Source organism: Stenotrophomonas terrae, assembly GCF_039674165.1.
GTDB lineage: Bacteria > Pseudomonadota > Gammaproteobacteria > Xanthomonadales > Xanthomonadaceae > Stenotrophomonas > Stenotrophomonas terrae_A.
Window position 1 is genome coordinate 32845 of sequence record NZ_JBDJMY010000009.1, and the last position, 19214, is coordinate 52058.

General features: G+C 64.2%; 16 protein-coding genes and 2 tRNA genes. 9 read left to right on the top strand and 9 right to left on the bottom strand.

Annotated features, from left to right (window positions below; genetic code table 11):
- The first annotated feature begins 6 nt into the window (after window positions 1–6).
- The 7 genes from ABE493_RS06005 (at window position 7) to ABE493_RS06035 (ending at window position 7523) form a co-directional block, all read left to right on the top strand.
- Entirely contained in the window at window positions 7–1335 is a 1329-nt protein-coding gene (locus tag ABE493_RS06005) for an acetylglutamate kinase (protein ID WP_062166299.1), read from the top strand.
- On the top strand, window positions 1332–1946 hold the full coding sequence (locus ABE493_RS06010) for a GNAT family N-acetyltransferase (RefSeq protein ID WP_346498039.1): 615 nt from the start codon (window positions 1332–1334) through the stop codon (window positions 1944–1946). The genes ABE493_RS06005 and ABE493_RS06010 overlap by 4 nt, the downstream gene beginning before the upstream one ends.
- Complete coding sequence (gene argC / locus ABE493_RS06015; RefSeq protein ID WP_346498040.1) at window positions 1943–2896, top strand: N-acetyl-gamma-glutamyl-phosphate reductase; 954 nt, start codon at window positions 1943–1945, stop codon at window positions 2894–2896. Before ABE493_RS06010 ends, argC begins: the two co-directional genes overlap by 4 nt.
- 58 nt (window positions 2897–2954) lie before the next feature.
- Entirely contained in the window at window positions 2955–4253 is a 1299-nt protein-coding gene (locus ABE493_RS06020) for an argininosuccinate lyase (RefSeq protein WP_346498041.1), read from the top strand.
- 572 nt (window positions 4254–4825) lie between these two features.
- Window positions 4826–5083 (top strand): YciI family protein, encoded by a 258-nt coding sequence (locus ABE493_RS06025; protein ID WP_346498042.1) that lies wholly within the window; start codon window positions 4826–4828, stop codon window positions 5081–5083.
- Window positions 5084–5087: 4 nt separating this feature from the next.
- Window positions 5088–6236, top strand: coding sequence for a glutamate 5-kinase (gene proB, locus ABE493_RS06030; RefSeq protein ID WP_346498043.1), 1149 nt, complete (start codon window positions 5088–5090; stop codon window positions 6234–6236).
- Window positions 6237–6266: 30 nt separating this feature from the next.
- Window positions 6267–7523 (top strand): glutamate-5-semialdehyde dehydrogenase, encoded by a 1257-nt coding sequence (locus ABE493_RS06035; protein ID WP_346498044.1) that lies wholly within the window; start codon window positions 6267–6269, stop codon window positions 7521–7523.
- Between the two features lie 222 nt (window positions 7524–7745).
- Here ABE493_RS06035 and ABE493_RS06040 read toward each other — a convergent pair whose 3' ends face one another.
- From ABE493_RS06040 to ABE493_RS06065, 6 genes are all read right to left on the bottom strand, one after another.
- On the bottom strand, window positions 7746–8957 hold the full coding sequence (locus ABE493_RS06040; RefSeq protein WP_346498045.1) for a CynX/NimT family MFS transporter: 1212 nt from the start codon (window positions 8955–8957) through the stop codon (window positions 7746–7748).
- 81 nt (window positions 8958–9038) lie between these two features.
- Window positions 9039–9115, bottom strand: a tRNA-Pro gene (locus ABE493_RS06045).
- Window positions 9116–9275: 160 nt separating this feature from the next.
- A tRNA-Pro gene (locus tag ABE493_RS06050) sits at window positions 9276–9352 on the bottom strand.
- Between the two features lie 60 nt (window positions 9353–9412).
- Entirely contained in the window at window positions 9413–9523 is a 111-nt protein-coding gene (gene cydX, locus ABE493_RS06055; protein ID WP_282269734.1) for a cytochrome bd-I oxidase subunit CydX, read from the bottom strand.
- Between the two features lie 32 nt (window positions 9524–9555).
- Complete coding sequence (gene cydB / locus ABE493_RS06060; RefSeq protein WP_346498046.1) at window positions 9556–10707, bottom strand: cytochrome d ubiquinol oxidase subunit II; 1152 nt, start codon at window positions 10705–10707, stop codon at window positions 9556–9558.
- Window positions 10708–10722: 15 nt separating this feature from the next.
- Window positions 10723–12309: a cytochrome ubiquinol oxidase subunit I gene (locus ABE493_RS06065; protein WP_346498047.1), complete on the bottom strand. Its 1587-nt coding sequence runs from the start codon at window positions 12307–12309 to the stop codon at window positions 10723–10725.
- Between the two features lie 143 nt (window positions 12310–12452).
- Here ABE493_RS06065 and cydD point away from each other — a divergent pair, with 143 nt between their 5' ends.
- Window positions 12453–14228: a thiol reductant ABC exporter subunit CydD gene (gene cydD / locus ABE493_RS06070; RefSeq protein WP_430980723.1), complete on the top strand. Its 1776-nt coding sequence runs from the start codon at window positions 12453–12455 to the stop codon at window positions 14226–14228.
- Complete coding sequence (gene cydC, locus ABE493_RS06075; protein WP_346498049.1) at window positions 14225–15892, top strand: thiol reductant ABC exporter subunit CydC; 1668 nt, start codon at window positions 14225–14227, stop codon at window positions 15890–15892. The genes cydD and cydC overlap by 4 nt, the downstream gene beginning before the upstream one ends.
- A 66-nt stretch (window positions 15893–15958) precedes the next feature.
- On the opposite strand, the gene ABE493_RS06080 is transcribed toward cydC, so the two are convergent.
- The 3 genes from ABE493_RS06080 to ABE493_RS06090 all read right to left on the bottom strand — a co-directional run bounded on the left by ABE493_RS06080 (window position 15959) and on the right by ABE493_RS06090 (window position 19113).
- Window positions 15959–16231, bottom strand: a complete 273-nt coding sequence (locus ABE493_RS06080; RefSeq protein ID WP_346498050.1) for a hypothetical protein — start codon at window positions 16229–16231, stop codon at window positions 15959–15961.
- Between the two features lie 103 nt (window positions 16232–16334).
- Window positions 16335–18305 (bottom strand): PEP/pyruvate-binding domain-containing protein, encoded by a 1971-nt coding sequence (locus tag ABE493_RS06085; RefSeq protein WP_346498051.1) that lies wholly within the window; start codon window positions 18303–18305, stop codon window positions 16335–16337.
- 202 nt (window positions 18306–18507) lie between these two features.
- Window positions 18508–19113 carry a cold shock and DUF1294 domain-containing protein gene (locus ABE493_RS06090; RefSeq protein WP_346498052.1) on the bottom strand — a complete coding sequence of 202 codons (606 nt, stop codon included), beginning with the start codon at window positions 19111–19113 and terminating at the stop codon, window positions 18508–18510.
- Between the last annotated feature and the right edge of the window lie 101 nt (window positions 19114–19214).

Below are 19214 nucleotides of genomic sequence, written 5' to 3' on the forward strand. Positions count from 1 at the left end.
CAAGCAATGTCCCCAGCCATGCAGCCGCACCGCCAGACCCGCCAGACCATTGTCCGCCTGCTTTCGAGCATGGCCAGTGCGAAGGAAATCAGCCAGTACCTCAAGCGCTTTTCGCAGCTTGATGCCAAGCGTTTTGCCGTGGTCAAGGTCGGTGGCGCGGTGTTGCGCGACGATCTGGAAGCGCTGACGTCGTCGCTGTCCTTCCTGCAGGAAGTTGGCCTCACCCCGATCGTGCTGCACGGCGCCGGCCCGCAGCTGGATGCCGAGCTGTCCGCTGCCGGCATCGAGAAGCAGACCATCGACGGCCTGCGCGTTACTTCGCCGGAAGCCTTGGCGATCGTGCGCAAGGTGTTCCAGCAGTCCAACCTGAAACTGGTTGAAGCCCTGCAGCAGAACGGTGCGCGCGCGACCTCGATCACCGGCGGCGTGTTCGAGGCCGAGTACCTGGATCTGGATACCTACGGCCTGGTTGGTGAGGTGAAGAAGGTCAATCTGGCGCCGATCGAAGCCAGCCTGCGCGCAGGCTCGATTCCGGTGATCACCAGCCTGGGCGAAACCCCGAGCGGGCAGATCCTCAACGTCAACGCTGATTTCGCCGCCAATGAACTGGTGCAGGAACTGCAGCCGTACAAGATCATCTTCCTGACCGGCACCGGCGGTCTGCTGGACGAGGAGGGCAAGCTGATCGACTCGATCAATCTGTCCACCGAATACGACCAGCTGATGCAGCAGCCGTGGATCCACGGCGGCATGCGGGTCAAGATCGAGCAGATCAAGGACCTGCTGGATCGCCTGCCGGAGGAATCTTCGGTGTCGATCACGCGTCCGGCCGACCTGGCCAAGGAGCTGTTCACGCACAAGGGTTCGGGCACGTTGGTGCGCCGTGGCGAGAAGGTGTTGAAGGCCACGTCCTGGGATCAGCTCGATACCGCACGCCTGAAAACACTGATCGAGTCGAGCTTCGGCCGCACCCTTGTGCCGGATTATTTCGAGAAGACCAAGCTGCTGCGCGCCTACGTCAGTGAGAACTATCGCACTGCGGTGGTGCTTACCGATGAGGCGGAAGGCGTGTACCTGGACAAGTTCGCCGTGCTTGATGACGCGCAGGGTGAAGGCCTGGGCCGCGCGGTGTGGAACGTGATGCTGGAAGAAACCCCGCAGCTGTTCTGGCGTTCGCGCAATGGCAACCCGGTCAATCATTTCTATTATTCCGAGTCGGACGGCTGCTACAAGCTCGACCACTGGAAGGTGTTCTGGTTCGGTGCCAACGATTTCGACAGCATCAAGGGCTACGTCGCGCATTGCGGCGAGCGCAAGCCGAGCCTGCAGGGGTGAGTACCGACCTGGCCAGCGCCGGACATTGGGGGCAGGTGCCGATCCTGAAAGGCCGGCACGTCACCCTGGAGCCATTGCAACTTGCCCACGTACCGGCATTGCAGCGCGCCTTGGGCGACGGTGAGCTGTCGCGTTGCTGGTACACCAACGTGCCAACGCCCGAGCACGCCGGCCACTACGTGGTGGCTGCATTGGAGGCCCAGGCGCAGGGCCGCGTGTTGGCCTTCGTGGTCAGGGACGCCAATGGCGAAGTGGTCGGCAGTACGCGTTACTACGCGCTTGAAGCCGACGTGCCGCGCCTGAACATCGGCTACACCTGGTACAGCCCGCGCGTGCAGCGCAGCGGGCTGAACACCGAGGCCAAGCGCCTGTTGCTGCACCATGCTTTCGAAACCCTTGGCTGCATCAGCGTCGGTTTCGAGACCAGCTGGTTCAACCACGCTTCGCGCACCGCCATTGCCCGCCTTGGCGCGAAGCAGGACGGCGTACTGCGCAGCCACAAGCGTCACGCCGACGGATCGCGCCGCGACACCGTGGTGTTCTCCATCATCGACACGGAATGGCCGGCGGTGAAAGCCCACCTGCAGTTCCTTCTGGATTCGCATAAATGACTGACAAAAAATTCTCGGTAGGCATTGTTGGCGCGCGCGGTTACACCGGCGCCGAGCTGATCCGCTTGTTGGCCGCGCACCCGCGTATCGAACTTGCGTTCGTGTCCTCGCGTGAGCTGGACGGGCAGCGTGTGGCAGACCACAACGATGCGTATGCCGGCGAGCTGCGTTACGAAAGCCTCGGCCCGGACGCGGTTGCCGGCAAGGGCGTGGATGCGGTGGTGCTGGCGTTGCCCAATGGCAAGGGCGAACCCTTTGTTGCAGCATTGGATGCACACAAACCCGATACGGTGATCGTCGATCTGTCGGCCGACTACCGTTTCGACAACAGCTGGTACTACGGCCTGCCGGAACTGACCCGCGCGCGTTACGCAGGGCAGACGCGGATCAGCAACCCGGGCTGCTATGCCACTGCGATGCAGCTGGCAATCGCACCGTTGCTGAGTCAGTTGGCCGGCCCGCCGGCGTGCTTCGGTGTCTCCGGTTGGTCCGGCGCCGGCACCACGCCATCGGACAAGAACAACCCCGAGCTGCTGCGCGACAATCTGATGCCGTACGCCCTGACCAACCATGTGCACGAGCGCGAGGTTTCGACCCAGCTTGGCGTGCCGGTGGAATTCATGCCGCATGTGGCACCGCATTTCCGCGGCATCACCATGACCGTCAATCTGTGGCTGCAGCAGCCGCGCAGTCGCGAAGAGATCGTCGCGACCTACCAGCAGCGTTATGCCAACGAGCCCTTGATCGAAGTGGTTGACGAGGCGCCGTGGGTCAGCCGCATTGCCGGCACCCACGGCGTGCAGATCGGCGGCTTCACCATGGCCCCGGGCAACAAGCGCGTGGTGCTGGTGGCAACCATCGACAACCTGCTCAAGGGTGCGGCCACGCAGGCCCTGCAGAACCTCAACCGTGCGTTGGGGCTGGACGAGCTGACCGCCATCCCGCATTGATTCATCGCCCGGGCGCAGGCGGTTGACGCCGCGCCCGGCGTCACTCCGAGAGAACATCATGACCAACCTGCTATGGCAGAAACCCGGCGTCGCGGTTGACGCGAAGATCCAGACCTTCCTGGCTGGCGATGACGTCATCCTTGACCGCGAGTTCTTCCTGCACGACATCCAGGCCAGCGCCGCGCATGCCGAAGGCCTGCAGCACATCGGCATCCTCAGCAGCGATGAGCTGGCCGCGCTCAAGCGCGAGCTGGCCGTGCTTGCCGATGATTTCCGCAGCGGTGCTTTCGTGCTGGACGAGCAGTATGAGGATTGCCACTCGGCGATCGAAGCGCGCCTGACCGAGCGTCTGGGCGATGCCGGCCGCAAGATCCACACCGGCCGCAGCCGCAACGACCAGATCCTGGTGGCCACCCGCCTGTGGCTGAAGGACAAGCTGGAGCGCGTTGCGCAGATCAGCACCGAAGTGGCCAAGGTGGCCCTGGACCGTGCAGCGGCCGAGAAGCTGCAGCCACTGCCGGGATACACGCATATCCAGCGCGCCGTGGTGTCGTCGGCGGGCATGTGGTGGGCGGGCTGGGCCGAGGCCTTCATCGACAACGCCATCCGTGCGCGCGATACGCGTGCGCTGATCGATACCAATCCGCTGGGCACGGCGGCCGGTTACGGCGTCAACCTGCCGTTGGACCGCGAGCACACCACCGCAGCGCTGGGTTTCGCGCGCATGCAGATCAGCCCGATCTACGCCCAGCTCTCGCGCGGCAAGTTCGAGTTGGCGGCCTTGGAAGCGCTGGGTGGCGCAACGCTGGACCTGCGTCGTATCGCCTGGGATCTGTCCTTGTTCACCACCGGCGAGTTTGCCTTCGTGGCCTTGCCGGCGCAGTACACCACCGGCAGTTCGATCATGCCGAACAAGCGCAACCCGGACGTGATCGAGTTGATGCGCGCCACCCATGCCAGCATCGCCGCGGCGCGTACCGAGATCGAGCAGCTGCTGTCGCTGCCTTCGGGCTACCAGCGCGATCTGCAGAATTCCAAGGGCGCGATCGTGCACGGTTTTGGCCGTGGTCTGGCGGCACTGGAGTTGTTGCCGGCCTTGTTGTCGAACCTGGATTGGCGCGACGACAATATCCGCGCGGCGATTGATTCGGGCATGTATGCAACGGATGTGGCTGTGGAAGCGGCGGTTGCGGGCGTTCCGTTCCGTGACGCGTACAAGGCTGCAGCGGCGGCGTCGGATACAGCAGGGCAGGGACGCACGCCTGAAGGCAGTTTGGCGGCGCGGGTATCTCCTGGTGCGGCAGCGGACCTTCGCCTGGAAGAGTTGGCAGCACGCTGGAGCGCGCTGCAGGGCTGATGGATTGAACACGGGCGCTGCAAGGCGCCCGTTTTTTTGCACTTCCTTCTCCCACCGGGAGAAGGTGCCCCGTAGGGCGGAAGAGGGTAGGGCTTGGCTCTGGCTTCAGCCTGCCCTTGCTGAACCGCCTGGACGAGGTTGAGGGGAAGCTTCCAGCAAGCAACGTCAAAGGCTCCCCTCATCCGCCCTTCGGGCACCTTCTCCCGCAGGCGGGAGAAGGGACAGCCACAGCCAAAGCCAAAGCCAAAGCCACAGCCACAGCCAAAGCCAAAGCCAAAGCCAAAGCCAAAGCCAAAGCCACAGCCACAGCCACAGCCACAGCCAAAGCCAAAGCCACAGCCACAGCCAAAGCCACAGCCAAAGCCAAAGCCAAAGCCAAAGCCACAGCCAAAGCCACAGCCAAAGCCAAAGCCAAAGCCCAAGCCCAAGCCCAAGCCAAAGCCCAAGCCCAAGCCCAAGCCCAAGCCCAAGCCCCAAGCCCCAAGCCAAAACCCCACCAAGCAAGTTCCAAGCGAAAGCAAACGCGCCATCCTCGCTCCCACGTGGTGTCATATGCAGCAAAGGAGAATGCAATGAAGCTCTATCTCGTAATGGCCATGCGCAAGCCATCCTTCGACGATGCGGTAATTGGCCCACACATAGCCTTTCTCGATGCGCTCCGCGCCGATGACCGCCTGCACCTGACCGGTGGCTTCGGCGACGGCAGCGGCGGCGCCTACGTGTTGAAGAACGTCGACACGCTGGAACAGGCCAAGGCCATCGTCGCTACCGATCCGCTGGCCATCCACGGCAGTTCCGAACTGGCCGTTCATGAGTGGAATACACGCTGATCCCATGATCCAGACCTCGCTTTCGCCGTTCACCGAACAAGCGCTGCCGCAGTGGCGCCGTGCCGTGCTCAAGGTGGGCAGCAGCCTGCTCGCTGCCGATGGCGGCGGCTTGACCCCGCGTTTCGCATTAGGGCTGGCGCAGTTTGTCTCGGCCAATGTGCTGGCGGGGCGCGAAGTGGTGATCGTTTCCTCCGGCGCGGTCGCCGCCGGGCGCGCCATCGTGCCCAAGGCGGCTGAGGCCGGTGCGGCGATGGCTGCGCGCCAGGCCTTGGCCGCGCTTGGTCAGGCGCAGTTGATCGCGTTGTGGCAGCGTTTTTTCGAGCGCCCGGTTGCCCAGGTGCTGTTGACCCATGACGACCTGCGCAACCGCCGCCGCTACCTCAATGCGCGCGCCACGCTCAACGAGCTGCTGGCCTTGGGCGCGTTGCCGGTCATCAACGAGAACGACACCGTCTCGGTGGACGAACTCAAGCTCGGCGACAACGACAATCTCGCCGCCATCGTCGCCGCATTGGTGGATGCCGATGCGCTGTTCATCGCCACCGATATCGATGGCCTGTATAGCGCCGACCCACGCAGCAATCCCGATGCACAGCCGATCAACGAAGTCACCGCGCTGACGCCGGAAATCATGGCCATGGCCGGCGGCAGTGGCAGTGCGGTCGGCACCGGTGGCATGCATACCAAGCTGCAGGCGGCGGCCAAGGCCGGTGCCGCCGGCATCGACACCTTTCTGTTCAATGGCCGCGACAGCGACGTGGTGCGCGGCCTGGCGCAAGGTCGTCTGCACGGCACGCGGCTGCATGCTGGGCAGTCACGCATTGCTGCGCGCAAGTACTGGTTGAAGCACGCGCCGCTGGAACCCGGTGCCATCCTGATCGACGCTGGCGCGGCGCGGGCGCTGCGCGACAAGGGTGCATCGCTGCTGCCCGGTGGCGTGGTGGGTGCGGAAGGCGAGTTCCGTCGCGGCGACATGGTGGAAGTACGTCTATTCGATCCGCAGGGTCAGCAGCGCATCGCGCGTGGCGTCAGCCAGTACTCCGCTACGGACATCCGTCGCATCAGCCAGCACCACACCCGCGAAATCGAATCCATCCTCGGCTACAACTACGGCGACAACGTGGTCCATCGCGATGACCTGGTGTTGCTGTAAGCCACTTCTTGATCAATAGCAGGGCAGGACATGAGTGATATCCGCCAACTGGCATTGCAATGCCGCGACGCCGCGCAACAGCTCGCACAGCTGTCCACCGAGGCGCGCAGCGCGCTGCTGCGGTCGATGGCCGAGGCGTTGCAGGCCGATGCCGACGGCATCCTTGCGGCCAATGCACAGGACCTGCAGGCGGCGCGTGACAAGGGCGTAGGCAGCGCGATGCTGGACCGCCTGGCCTTGAATCCGGAGCGCCTGCGCGGCGTCGCCGACGCTTTGCGCGAGGTTGCCGCCTTGCCGGATCCGGTCGGCGAAGTCACCCGCGACTACGCGCGCCCCAATGGCATCCGCGTGCAGAAGGTGAGGGTGCCGCTGGGCGTGATTGCGATGATCTACGAAGCACGGCCGAACGTGACCGCAGACGCCGCAGCGCTGTGCATCAAGGCCGGCAACGGTGTGATCCTGCGTGGTGGCTCCGAGGCGATCCACTCCAATACGGCGATTGCCGCCAGTCTCAAGCGTGCCCTGCGCGATGCCGGTGTCGCCGATGCCGCGTTGACGCTGGTGGAAGATCTGCGCCGCGAGACCATGCTGGAGCTGCTGCAGCTCCACGACATCATCGATCTGGCCATTCCGCGCGGTGGCGAGGGCCTGATCCGTTTTGTCGCCGAACACGCACGCGTGCCGGTGATCAAGCACTACAAGGGCGTCTGCCATCTATATGTGGATGACAGCGCCGACCTGCAATTGGCGGTGGACCTGCTCATTGATGGCAAGACCACGCGACCGGCGGCCTGCAACTCGCTGGAAACGCTGCTGGTACATGCAGACATCGCGCCGCGCTTTCTGCCGTTGGCTGCGGCGGCACTGCGCGAGCGCGGTGTTGAACTGCGCGGCGATGCGGCCAGCCAGGCATTGCTGCCGGGCATCAACGTCGCGACCGAAGACGATTACGCTGCGGAGTACCTGGATCTGATCCTGGCGATCCGCGTCGTGCCGGACATGGCTGCGGCCATCGCCCATATCCAGACCTATACCTCCGATCACACCGAAGTCATCGCCACCGGCAATCCGGCGCATGGCGAGGCGTTCGTGCGCGCACTGCGCTCGGCGGTGGTGATGGTCAATGCTTCGTCGCGCTTCTCCGATGGTGGCGAGCTGGGTCTGGGTGCGGAGATCGGCATCTCCACCACGCGCCTGCATTCCTATGGGCCGATGGGCCTGGAGGCACTCACGGTCGAACGCTTCGTGGTGCGCGGCGAGGGCCAGGTCAGGCATCCGCTGAAGTAAGCATGGCAGCCAACCATTGCGGCCTGGCTGGGTCGCGAAGCACCCACAGCTTCAGCGTGTACAAAGCTCCAAGACTTCCAGCATCGTTGGCTTCGCGGCTTAGGCCGCTCCCACAGCAACCGGCAAGCCCCACGTGCGCTGCGCTTACCCGCGCTACGTTGCTTGCTCGAACATGAAAAAGCCGCCGATGCACATCGGCGGCTTTTCTGTATCAACTGCGGCTCACTTCCAGTGATCTTCCAATTGCTGCGGTTTGCAGGCAAACCACGCGCCGGTCAGCAATACGCCCGAGCAGCAGGCAAGGAAAGCGAACGACCAGGTCCAGCCATTGCTCACACCATGCAGCCAGCCAAACAACAGCGGGCCCAGACACGCCAAGCTGTAGCCAACGCCCTGCATGAAGCCGGACAGGGCCGCCGAGCCGGCCTGGCTGCGCGTGCGCAGGTTGATCAGGGTCAGGCCCAGCGGGAAGGTGGATGGGCCGAGGCCGGCGATTACCGCCCATAGCAACGGCGCACTCATCGGTGCCCACAGCAGGCCCGCGAAGGCGATCATGTTGAGCACGAACACCATCATCGCAATCGGGAACGGATTGCGCATGCGCACCGCCAAGGCGGGCACCAGCAGCGAAGGCAGCAGACCAATGGCCGAGTAGACCGCGACCATCACGCCACCGAAGGATTCGCTGGCGCCGGCTTCCACCATCACCTTTGGCAGCCAGGTGAACAACGAATAGGTGCCCAGTGAGGTCATGCCGAACATCAGCGCCATGCCCCAGCCCAACTGTGTCTTCCACACGCGGCCGGCAGCATGCTCGGTGTTGGTGGGGGTTGTTTCCACGCGTGGGGCGCTGCGTGCCAGCAGGATCCACGGCAGCAGGGCCGCCACCGACAGCAAGGACCACATGCCCAGCGAAACGCGCCAATCGAACTGATCGGCGACGGGCACGGCAAGCAGCGCGGGCACCATCGTGCCGGCCTGCAGTACCGAGATATAGACCGTGCTCAGCGTGCCCACGCGGTCGGCGAAGTAGCGCTTCACCAGTGGCGGCACGACCACGTTGCCCATGCCCATGCCGGCCAGCGCGATGGCCGAACCCAGCAGCAACATGCCGACGTTGCCGGAGAAGGCGCGCAGCAGCAGGCCGATGGTGGCCAGCACCATGGTCAGCACGGCGGTGCGTTCCAGGCCGATGGCGCGGGTGATGCGTGGCGTGGCCAGGCCGAATACGGCGAAGGCGGCAGTTGGCATCATGCCGAGCACGCCGGTCATGGTGCTGCCGAAATCAAAGACGTGGCCCAGCCGGTCCAATAGCGGCGTCAGCGAGGTAACTGCGCTGCGCAGGTTGGCCGAGACCAGCACGATGGCGACAAACGCCAGCAGACGGCCCTTGAGCAGGGGGTGCCGGATGAGGGACTGGGCGGGCGTGGACATGGCTTACTCCGACGCGGTGGGTGGCGTCGTTTTGAAACCCACCAAAAACAAAAGCCGACCAGAGGCCGGCTTTTGTCAAATTGGTCGGGGAGACAGGATTCGAACCTGCGACCTCTACGTCCCGAACGTAGCGCTCTACCAGACTGAGCTACACCCCGAAGGAGCCGCCTATGATAGCGGTGAACCTCGTGCCCTGCAAGTTCTTTTGTTCAGCCAGCGCTGCCTGCAAGGCGTGGTGCGTTGGCTGCCGATAACTGTGTACCGGCGAATAAAAAGCCTGGACAACGTTGCCGTTATTCCAGGCTTTTACCGACCCTTTGGTCGGGGAGACAGGATTCGAACCTGCGACCTCTACGTCCCGAACGTAGCGCTCTACCAGACTGAGCTACACCCCGCGAAGGGAGCCGGAAAGATACGCTCAGTCCGGCGTTTTGGCAATACCTTCACGCAGTTTTTCAGCGCTTTGCATCGATCTTGTTGGCTTCGCGCGCTTCAAACCACATGCCGTTGAGGATGGCGACCGTCGCAGCGAGGCCCGCACCCAGAATCCAAGCGAAATACCACATTGAGTTGTCTCCTTAGTGTTGTCGGTTGCCGATCAGTAAGCGTTCGGGTTGTCACCCATTTCTTCCACCGTGGTCTTGCCCTTCATTACGCGGTACACCCAGGTGGTGTAGGCAATGATGATCGGCAGGAACAGGCCGGTGGCCAGCAGCATCACCCACAGCGTCAGGTGGCTGGAGGACGCGTCCCACAGCGTCAGGCTGGAGCCCGGGCTGGTGGAGGAGGGCAGCAGGAACGGGAAGATCGCAAAGCCGACGGTGAGGATGATGCCGGCGATGGAAGCGCCCGAGGCGATGAAGGCCAGGCCGCCACGACGCTTGCGCAGCAGCACCGCACTGGCCAGCGCACCCAGCAGACCCACCAGCGGCGCCAGGATCGTGGCCGGCATGGAGCTGTAGTTGTGCAGCCAGCCACCGGCCTGCGAGAACTCAGCCGTCTTCAGCAGCGGATTGCTGGCACCGTCGGTGATCACCTGCGAGGTGATCTGGTAGCCCGGCAGGCCGAAGGCAACCCAGGCACCGGCCAGGGCGAACAGTACGAACGAGGCAATGGCGGCGATGCTGCCGATTTTTGCCGAACGCTCAGCGACCGGGCCGCTGGTCTTGAGTACCAGCATTGCCGCACCGTGCGAGACCAGCATTGCCACGCTGACCAGGCCGGCCAGCAGGGCGAACGGGGTCAGCAGGCCAAGCAGGTTGCCGGTGTAGAACACGCGCTGGGTATCGTCGAAGTGGTACGGCACGCCGAGCAGCACGTTGCCCACCGCTACGCCCATGATCAGCGCCGGGATGAAGCCACCAACAAACAGTGCCTTGTCCCAATTGTTGCGCCAGCGCTGGCTGGGCATCTTGCTGCGGTACTTGAAGCCGACCGGGCGCAGGATCAATGCGAACAGGATCAGGAACATCGCCAGATAGAACCCGGAGAAGCTCACCGCATACAGCGGCGGCCACGCGGCGAAGATCGCACCGCCACCGAGCACCAGCCACACCTGGTTGCCTTCCCACACCGGGCCGATGGTGTTGATCACCAGGCGGCGCTCTTCATCGGTCTTGGCCACGAACGGCAGCAGGGTGCCAACGCCAAGGTCGAAGCCGTCCATTACCGCGAAGCCGATCAGCAGGATGCCCAGCAGCAACCACCAGATCACGCGTAGCGTTGTGTAGTCCAGAAGAATGAATTCCATGAGTGTTCTCCTGCCTTATGCCTGGCCGTTGCCGGGGGCGTTGGCGTGATGGGTTGCGACGGCCGGGTGCTGCAGCGAGGGCAGGATTTCTTCCGGACCCTTGCGGATGGCCTTGAGCATCAGCTTGACTTCGATCACCAGCAGCACCGTGTACAGCGCGGTGAAGCCGATCAGCGTTGCCAGGATTTCGTATACGGCCAGCCCGGAAGCGGCATAGAAGGTCGGCAGCACGCCATCCACGGCCCACGGCTGACGGCCGTATTCGGCGATGAACCAGCCGCATTCGATGGCGATCCACGGTGCCGGCAGCGACCACAGGGCCACCCGCAGGAAGGTGCGCTTGTGCTCGAAGTTGTTGCGGCAGGAGTAATAGAAGGCCAGCGCGAAGAAACCGATCATGTAGATGCCGAGGCCGACCATGACGCGGAAGGTCCAGAACAGCGGGCCAACCGTTGGCACCGTATCCAGCGCAGCCTGTGCAATCTGCTCCGGCGTGGCGTTCTCGATGTCGTCGCGGTAACGCTTCAGCAGCAGGCCGTGGCCCAGATCCTGCCAATGACGGTCAAAGACCTCGCGGGCTTCGGCGTCGCTCTTGTCGGCACGGATGCGTTGCAGGGCGGCGTAGGCGATCTGGCCACCCTTGACGCGGCCTTCAGCCTGCTTGACCAGATCCAGGATGCCCGGAATCTCTTCATCCAGCGAGCGGGTGGCAATCAGGCCCATCACGTACGGGATCTGCACTTCGAAGTCGTTGCGCTGTTCCTGCTGGTTCGGGATGCCGAAGGCAGTGAACGGTGCCGGTGCCGGATGCGTATGCCACATGCCTTCGATGGCGGCCAGCTTCATCTTCTGGTTTTCCGCCGTGGCGTAACCGGATTCATCACCCAGCACGGCCACCGAGATGGAAGCCAGCAGACCGAAGGCCGAGGCCACCGCGAACGAACGGCGGGCGATGTCACGGTGCTTGCCGCGCAGCATGAAGAAGGCCGAGATCGACATCACGAACATCGCGCCAGCCACGTAACCGGCCGAAACGGTGTGCACGAACTTGGCCTGGGCCACCGGGTTGAGCAGCACGGCGGCGAAATCCACCACTTCCATGCGCATCGTTTCAGGGTTGAACACCGCACCCACCGGGTACTGCATCCAGCCGTTGGCAATCAGGATCCACAGTGCCGACAGATTGGTGCCCAGCGCCATCAGCCAGGTCACGGTCAGATGCTGCACCTTGGACAGGCGGCCCCAGCCGAAGAAGAACAGGCCGATGAAGGTCGCTTCCAGGAAGAACGCCATCAGGCCCTCGATGGCCAGCGGCGCACCGAAGATGTCACCCACATAGTGGCTGTAATAGGACCAGTTCATGCCGAACTGGAACTCCATCACGATGCCGGTACCCACACCCATGGCGAAGTTGATGCCGAACAGCACACCCCAGAACAGGGTCATCCGGCGCCAGACATCCTTGCCGGTCATCACATAGACGCTCTCCATGATCGCGATCATGAAAGAGAGCCCCAGCGTGAGCGGGACGAAAATGAAGTGGTACATCGCGGTCAGCGCGAACTGTAGACGTGACAGTTCTACGACTGTTGAGTCGATCATGGCCTGGTTACCTCGTGGGAATTGGGCGTCATGGTGTGGCGGGAAGGGGTTCTATGGCGGCGATACTCCCTGTTCAGCCCTGCCAATGCCTTGATCTGGATCAATGTGGGCTGGCTGTCCAACGCCGATGGTGCGGGACCGGCATGCGGGGTACGGCTTGCTTACAATCACGTAGTTCTCCTTCACCTGAGTTGTCAGTCTTGAGCGAAGTTCCACATTCCAACGCAGCGCAGCAGCAACGCCGTCAGCACCAGCAATGGCTGGCGACTCTGGCCTCCGGTGCCCGTACGCAGCAGCGTTTGGCGGCCGTGGCCGTCTGTGCTTCCGGTGCGCTGCTGATCGTGCAGGCGGGGGCCATTGCCTGGCTTATCCAGAGCATAGTCGTGGAACAACTGAATTGGGTACAGGTAATTCACGGTTTCTGGGTGTTGGCAGTAGTTCTACTGCTGCGCAGCCTGCTCGGCGGGCTGGCGCAGACCGCCGCCGGCAAGGTTGCCGATACCGCCAAGCTGGCCCTGCGCGAGCAGGTCTACCGGCGGTTGATGGCGCGCGGGCCGCTGTGGCTGCGGCGCCAGCGCAGTGGGGAACTGGGCGAGCTGCTGCTGTCCCACGGCGACGCCATCGAGGGCTATTACGCCGGTTTTCAGCCGGTGCGGGTGGAAGTGGTGGTGGTGCCGCTGCTGATCGTCGCCGCCGTGGCCTATGTGGACTGGGTGGTGGCAGTGATCTTTCTTTTCACCGCGCCGCTGGTGCCGTTCTTCATGATGCTGGTGGGCTGGGGTGCCGAAGCCGCCGGCCGCGCGCAACTGGGCGAGCTGGCGCGGATGAGCGGCCACTTTGCCGACCGCATCAAGGGGCTGGGGCTGCTGCGTCTGTATGGGCGCGGTGAAGCCGAGCTGGAGGGCGTTGCCGCTGCCGCCGATGGCGTGCGCGAACGCACGATGAAGGTACTGCGCATCGCCTTCCTGTCCTCGACCGTGCTGGAATTTTTCGCCTCGGTCAGTGTGGCGATGGTGGCCCTGTACCTGGGCCTGAGCTATCTGGGCCTGATGTCGCTGCACGCGGCCGTGCCAACCTTGGGCACCGGCATGTTCTGCCTGCTGCTGGCACCGGAGTTCTATGCGCCGCTGCGGCGTCTGGCCGCGCACTATCACGACCGTGCCAATGCGCTGGCAGCGGCTGCAGAGGTCGAGCGTTTGCTGGCCGATGACCTCGACGCAACAGCGGCCAACACCGTCGTGGCGCCGTTGGTAGCGCCGGAGCCGGCGCAACTGCATGCACCGCTGGTTGCGGTTCGGGCCGCAACGCTGCGGCCGCAGGGTGCGGCACATGATGTAGTGCGCGGGTTCTCGCTGGAGATCGGCGACGGCCAGCGGCTTGCGCTGGTTGGCCCCAGTGGCAGTGGCAAGAGCACCTTGCTGGAAGCGCTGGCCGGCTGGCTGCCGCCGCGCGAAGGCCGCATCGTGGTCCGCGATGGAGTGCGGGTTGGCTACGCCGGGCAGCGGCCCTACCTGTTTCATGGCTCGATTGCCGACAACCTGCGTCTTGCCGACCCGGCAGTGAGCGCGGCGCGGCTGCAGGCGGTGGCCGAAGTGGCCCAGGTGATGCGCTTCGCTCAGCATCTGCCGCTGGGTCTGGATACGGTGATCGGCGAGCGCGGCTTCGGCCTGTCCGGCGGTGAAGCACGACGGATAGGCTTGGCGCGGCTGTTGTTGCTGGAGCCGGACCTGTTCCTGCTCGATGAGCCCACCGCCTTCCTCGACCCGCAGACCGAAGCCGATCTGTTGCAGGCCCTGGCCGCGCATACGCGTGGCCGTACCGTGCTGATGGCTACCCATAGCGAAGCGGCAATGCGTTGGGCTGACAAGGTCATCGAATTGCAGGCCTCGGTGCCGCAGGCGCAGGGGGAAAGTGCATGAAGCCACAGACGATGCGTGATGTGTTCAAGCGCCACCGCTGGCGGCTGGCTTTGGCGACGTTGTTGCTGTTCACCACGATGCTGGCCGGGGTTGGCCTGCTTGGTCTGTCCGGTGGATTCCTGACCGCCGCAGCGCTGGCCGGTGCCTTGGGCATGGGTGCCACGTTCAATTTCTTCTCGCCCTCGGCCGGCATCCGTGCATTGACGATGGCGCGGATTGTCTCGCGCTATTTCGAAAAGCTGGTCGGCCACGATGCAACCTTGCGCATTGCCCGTGATCTACGCGTGTGGTTCTTCCAGCGCGCCCTGCCATTGGCGCCCGCGCGGCTGGGCAGCAGCCGTACCGGCGAACTGCTGGCGCGGCTGATCACCGATATCGGCGAAGTCGATGGCTTGATGGTGCGCGCCATCAGCCCCTTGCTGGCCTTGGCCGGCATCGCGCTGGCAACGGTGCTGGCAGCGGGCCTGATTCATTGGCCTGCGGCGGTGTTGTTGCTGCTGCTGGCGCTGCTGGTGGGTATTGGCGTGCCGGTGTTTGCGGTACGCCGTGGTGATGCGGTCGAGGCAGAGCGCGCACAGCAGCGCGCCAGCCTGCGCACGCTGGCGTTTGAAGGGCTGGAAGGCGTGGCCGACCTGACCGCGCTGGATGCCCGCGACGACTGGGCGCTGCGCGTGGATGCAGCCGCGCAGCAGCTGGCGCACAGCGACCAGCGTCGTCGTCGTCGGCTGATCGGCGGCAACGTTCTGCATTCGTCCATCGCCGGGCTGGGCTTGTTGGCGATGTTGTGGCTGGCCCTGTCTGCGTTCCAGGCTGGGCAGGTGGAAGCACCGTTCGCGGCCACGCTGGTATTCCTGACCGTGGCCCTGCTGGAAGTGGCAGCCGGTAGCGGCATTGCCTGGCAGGCCTTGCAGTCGGCGCGGGTTGCCGGCAAGCGGCTGCGGCAGATCGTCGACCAGCCGCCGGCCGTGCAGGAGCCTGCGCAGCCGCGCACGGTGCCGGAGGGTTCTGTTGCGGTGACATTCGAGCAGGTGGTGTTTGCCTGGCCGGGCGAAACACGGCGCTTGCTGGATGGCGTGGACCTGCAGCTGGCACCGGGTGACCGCATCGCGATCCGTGGCGACAGCGGTTGCGGCAAAACCACCTTGTCGGCCCTGCTGCTACGGCTGTGGGATCCGCAGCAGGGCTGCGTGCGCTTTGGTGGCATCGACCTGCGCGAGTTCGCACAGGATCACTGGTATCGGCAGATTGCCTGGTTGCCACAGGGCGCACCGGTGTTTGCCGGCAGCATTGCCGAGAACCTGCGGCTTGGTGATCCACAGGCCAGTGACACTGCGCTATGGGACGTGCTGGCGCAGGTGCGTCTGCATGACTGGGCGCAGCAGCAAGGCGGGCTTGATGCCTGGGTTGGCGAGAATGGCGCAACCATGTCGGCGGGCCAGGCGCGGCGCTTGGCCCTGGCGCGCGCCTTGCTGCGCAATGCGCCGATCATGGTGCTGGATGAGCCGACCGAAGGCCTGGATGTGGATACCGCGCATGCCTTGCTGGTTGATCTTGCCGCCGCCGTTGGTCAGCGCAGCCTGCTGATGATCACCCACGACCGCTTGCCGGAAGGAGTGGTGCAGCGGGAGTACCGCTTGCAGCAGGGGCGCTTGGACCTGCAATGAAGCGCGGCGACAGCGGGGCCAACAGGCCTCGCTGTCATTGCGGCTGCACACCCCAGGGCTTGGCCATCAACGGCCTGCGCTGCGGCGCAAGCGCTGGAAAAAGTAGGCAGCGATGCAGGCAACCGGCACGCTCACCAGCGGGCCGATCAGGAAGGCAAGGCCATCCTGTGCATCGCGGTGGCCGGTAACGTCCCAGACAAAGCGCAGGCCGAGCCAGGGAGCCAGCAAGCCGCCCAACAGGGCGGCAATCACAACGGCAAGCCAGACTCGCCGGCATAGCCTGCTGGCAATCCAGCCCAAGCCAATACTGACGGCAGTTGTCACAAGCCAGAAGGTCATGGCGTTTGGGTTCCCGTGATGTGGATCAAGGATGGAAGCCGTGGCTGCCGCATGCACGCATCATTGCATTGCTTGCCGGGCAGGGTGTTCCAAACAGGGCTGGTCAGCGACTGCTGCCATCCACATACGGACGCGACTGCAGGATGAGGATGTCATCGCCGACGACGGCCCACTCGATGTCCTGTTCCACCCCGCCCAGTGCCTGTTTGGTACGGCTGCCCACTGCGGCCAGTCGGGCGATCAGGCTATCGGTCAACACCTGGCGCGAGCCGGCAATCGCTACTTCGCGCACGCCGCCGCTGGCATTGGCAACCAGTTGGGTATCTTCGGCCGAGCGGCTCAGGACCTGCACCGCCTTGGACCAGGTCGAGTACATCACCTGCTCGGCCTGCCGCTTGCCTTCCACGACACGGATGCCGAGGCCGCGCTTGGCCGAGATGTAGGTGATGTGGCGACGACCGGCATCGAAGGGATCGCGGGTGATCATCACCCCGGAGCTGTCCGACGGTGCTGCTACCTGCACCAGCACCGCCATTGCTACTGCGTCCTGGCCCAGGCCGGCGGCACTGCGGGCTTCATAGGCCTCGAAGTTGTAGACCGACGCCCACACGGTTTGTATCGCATGCACCAGCGCGTCGGCGCCGACCACATTCGGCACGGTGGTATACAGGCCCGCACCGCTGAAATTCGGCAAGTCCTCGGAATTGGAGGAGCTGCGCACGAATACACCGCGCCCGCGCAGCTGACCCTGCCATTGCGATTGCAGACTGCGCACCAGCGCCGGATCAGGCGTGGCGTTGCTGATCTGCGCACGTAGCTCAGTCAGTGCGTCACGACGTACCTTGGCATCGGTGGCAAAGCCGGGACGCTGCTGCAATGTGCTCAGACGTTCGCTGATCCGCAGCTGCTGCATCGCAGTCTGGTAGTACGAGAAAGGAACGCAGAAGCCGTCCGGCACCTGTGCGGCCGGTGGCAGCGCGGATTTCAAGGTGCCCAGGTTCGCCGCTTTGACGCCGCAGTGGCTGCTGTCCCGGGCACGCAGGGCGGACAAGGGCTTGAGCGTGGTCACCGAGAGATCGGGGCGTGGCAGATTGCGCGCGCTGGGTTGCGCCGACCGCGACGGGGTACGCGCAGGGCGCGCGATTGGCCGCACCGTGTAATTGTTGTTGCTGACTTGCAGCTCCACCCACTGCCGGTCGTATTGGCGCAGCGCAGCCTGCGCATCGCGCACATAGACGTTGGGAATACGCCAGCCCTTGGCCAGCAGATTGACGTGCGACAGCAGGGTGGACGGGCGCTGGGTGACCAGGCCCGCCACCGGCGACAAGGCGATCGGGACCTCGTCCAGCACCACGATGTCCTGCGGCGAAAGATCCGTCGTCTGCTCGACCGAGCGGATGATGCGCAGGCGGCCTTGGGCGGTACCGGTGTTCAACGGCAGGAAACGCTGCTCGCGCAGCAATGCCTCCTGGGTAACGAAGGGCAGGCCGGCAGTGCGCGCAGTCTGTTCGTGCAGCGTGGAATTGGTCTTGAAGCGGATGGCCTCGTAGAACGATGCGCGCACCAGCTGGTCTGTCTGCCGCAACAAGGCCGGTGTCAGCTGATCACCTTCCCAGAATTCATAGGTATAGCCGGGCAGGTCGCGTTGCCAGCTGACCGTGCCGAACAGAAAGCGTCGTTGCGGGTCTTTGTATTGTGCATTGAGCGTGGCTTTGTCCAGCTGCGCGACCAGCCGTTCGCGGCGCACGAAGGTTTCATGCAGGGAATAGCGCGGCGTGTTGATGTAGTAGATGCGCGCAGGATCGCGGCGGTCGATGGTGAAGATCAGGTGCGGCATTTCCAGCGGCGTGCCAGGGTTGTACACCCGTGCCAGGCGCATGAAGTCATCACGGCTGCCGATGCGCGGCAGATGTGCAGGCGCTTGTGCGCTGTCGGTTGTTGGTGCTGCAGTGCCGGGCCGGTACTCGTAGGGCGAGGGCTTGCGGGCCGTCTGTGCCGAGGCCTGCGGGATCGTGCCCAGCAACAGGGCGGCTACAACAAGCTGCAGGGAAACAAAGCGGAAGATTGACTGCATGCGGGCTCGATCCATGACGCCGTGCTGGAATAGCGGAGGCCGAATGATAATCCAGCGGCATTGAAACCCAGGTGTGCGGCCTGCTTGCTGGGTGAAAGCAAGGCGATTCCTGTCGGTTTGTTGGGGGGCAGGGCCAGCCGATGTTGCTGGCTGTTCCGGGGCTTGGCTTGGCCTTGCTCGCGTATGAGCGATGAGGCTCGCACTATTGCGGCAGGGCTATCTTTCCACTGGCGATCAACACAATCGCGCCGATGTTGAGTACAACCGTCAGCCAGAAGACGAACTGGAAGCTCTGCTTGCTGGTCTTGTGCCGGAACAGCCCCTGGCCGATCAGCGCACCCGGCCAGCCGCCGAGCAGGGAAAGCAGGTGCAAGGTGTTTTCCGGCACCCGTTGTTGCCCGCGCGCTGCCGCACCTTTGTCATGCAGGTAGAAGCCCAGCGCAACGACACTCATGCCGAGCGCGGTAAACAGCGTCCAGTCCGGAACCAGCTTTACGATCCATAGCCCGGACAGGCCAAGCAGGGCGCCTACGCCCAGGCTGACATGCGGCAAGCGGGCGGTGGCTGCAGCTCGTTTCGGTGCAACGGCGGCCTTGCTGGCGGTAGCCGAGCGTACCGCGATGGCGTTGAGGCGGCCGCGCTCATCCGTGCGCAGCTGGTAATTGATCAGCATGCCATTGCTCGGCCGCTGCGAGCGTTGCTCGAACGCCTTGATATGCACGAAGGCCCGGTCACCACCGCCATTGGGCAGGACGAAGCCGTATCCCTTGTCATCGTTCCAGTCCTGCAACCTGCCTTGGTAGCGCATCGGATTCCGCCCTGTTCGTTGGCGCCATTGCAACGCAAATGCGGGTAGGAGGGAAGTGCCGGGCGGCAGGCGCGCCCAGCCGTTCGGGCCAGTGTTGCGCG

What these genes read in the sequence shown, in the direction of transcription:
- ABE493_RS06005 (WP_062166299.1), top strand. Translation starts at nt 7, where the DNA reads ATGTCCCCAGCCATGCAGCCGCACCGCCAGACCCGCCAGACCATTGTC.
- ABE493_RS06080 (WP_346498050.1), bottom strand. Translation starts at nt 16,231, where the DNA reads ATGACCTTCTGGCTTGTGACAACTGCCGTCAGTATTGGCTTGGGCTGG.
- ABE493_RS06035 (WP_346498044.1), top strand. Translation starts at nt 6,267, where the DNA reads ATGAGTGATATCCGCCAACTGGCATTGCAATGCCGCGACGCCGCGCAA.
- cydX (WP_282269734.1), bottom strand. Translation starts at nt 9,523, where the DNA reads ATGTGGTATTTCGCTTGGATTCTGGGTGCGGGCCTCGCTGCGACGGTC.
- argC (WP_346498040.1), top strand. Translation starts at nt 1,943, where the DNA reads ATGACTGACAAAAAATTCTCGGTAGGCATTGTTGGCGCGCGCGGTTAC.
- ABE493_RS06090 (WP_346498052.1), bottom strand. Translation starts at nt 19,113, where the DNA reads ATGCGCTACCAAGGCAGGTTGCAGGACTGGAACGATGACAAGGGATAC.
- ABE493_RS06040 (WP_346498045.1), bottom strand. Translation starts at nt 8,957, where the DNA reads ATGTCCACGCCCGCCCAGTCCCTCATCCGGCACCCCCTGCTCAAGGGC.
- ABE493_RS06065 (WP_346498047.1), bottom strand. Translation starts at nt 12,309, where the DNA reads ATGATCGACTCAACAGTCGTAGAACTGTCACGTCTACAGTTCGCGCTG.
- ABE493_RS06085 (WP_346498051.1), bottom strand. Translation starts at nt 18,305, where the DNA reads ATGCAGTCAATCTTCCGCTTTGTTTCCCTGCAGCTTGTTGTAGCCGCC.
- ABE493_RS06020 (WP_346498041.1), top strand. Translation starts at nt 2,955, where the DNA reads ATGACCAACCTGCTATGGCAGAAACCCGGCGTCGCGGTTGACGCGAAG.
- cydC (WP_346498049.1), top strand. Translation starts at nt 14,225, where the DNA reads ATGAAGCCACAGACGATGCGTGATGTGTTCAAGCGCCACCGCTGGCGG.
- cydB (WP_346498046.1), bottom strand. Translation starts at nt 10,707, where the DNA reads ATGGAATTCATTCTTCTGGACTACACAACGCTACGCGTGATCTGGTGG.
- ABE493_RS06025 (WP_346498042.1), top strand. Translation starts at nt 4,826, where the DNA reads ATGAAGCTCTATCTCGTAATGGCCATGCGCAAGCCATCCTTCGACGAT.
- proB (WP_346498043.1), top strand. Translation starts at nt 5,088, where the DNA reads ATGATCCAGACCTCGCTTTCGCCGTTCACCGAACAAGCGCTGCCGCAG.
- cydD (WP_430980723.1), top strand. Translation starts at nt 12,453, where the DNA reads ATGCGGGGTACGGCTTGCTTACAATCACGTAGTTCTCCTTCACCTGAG.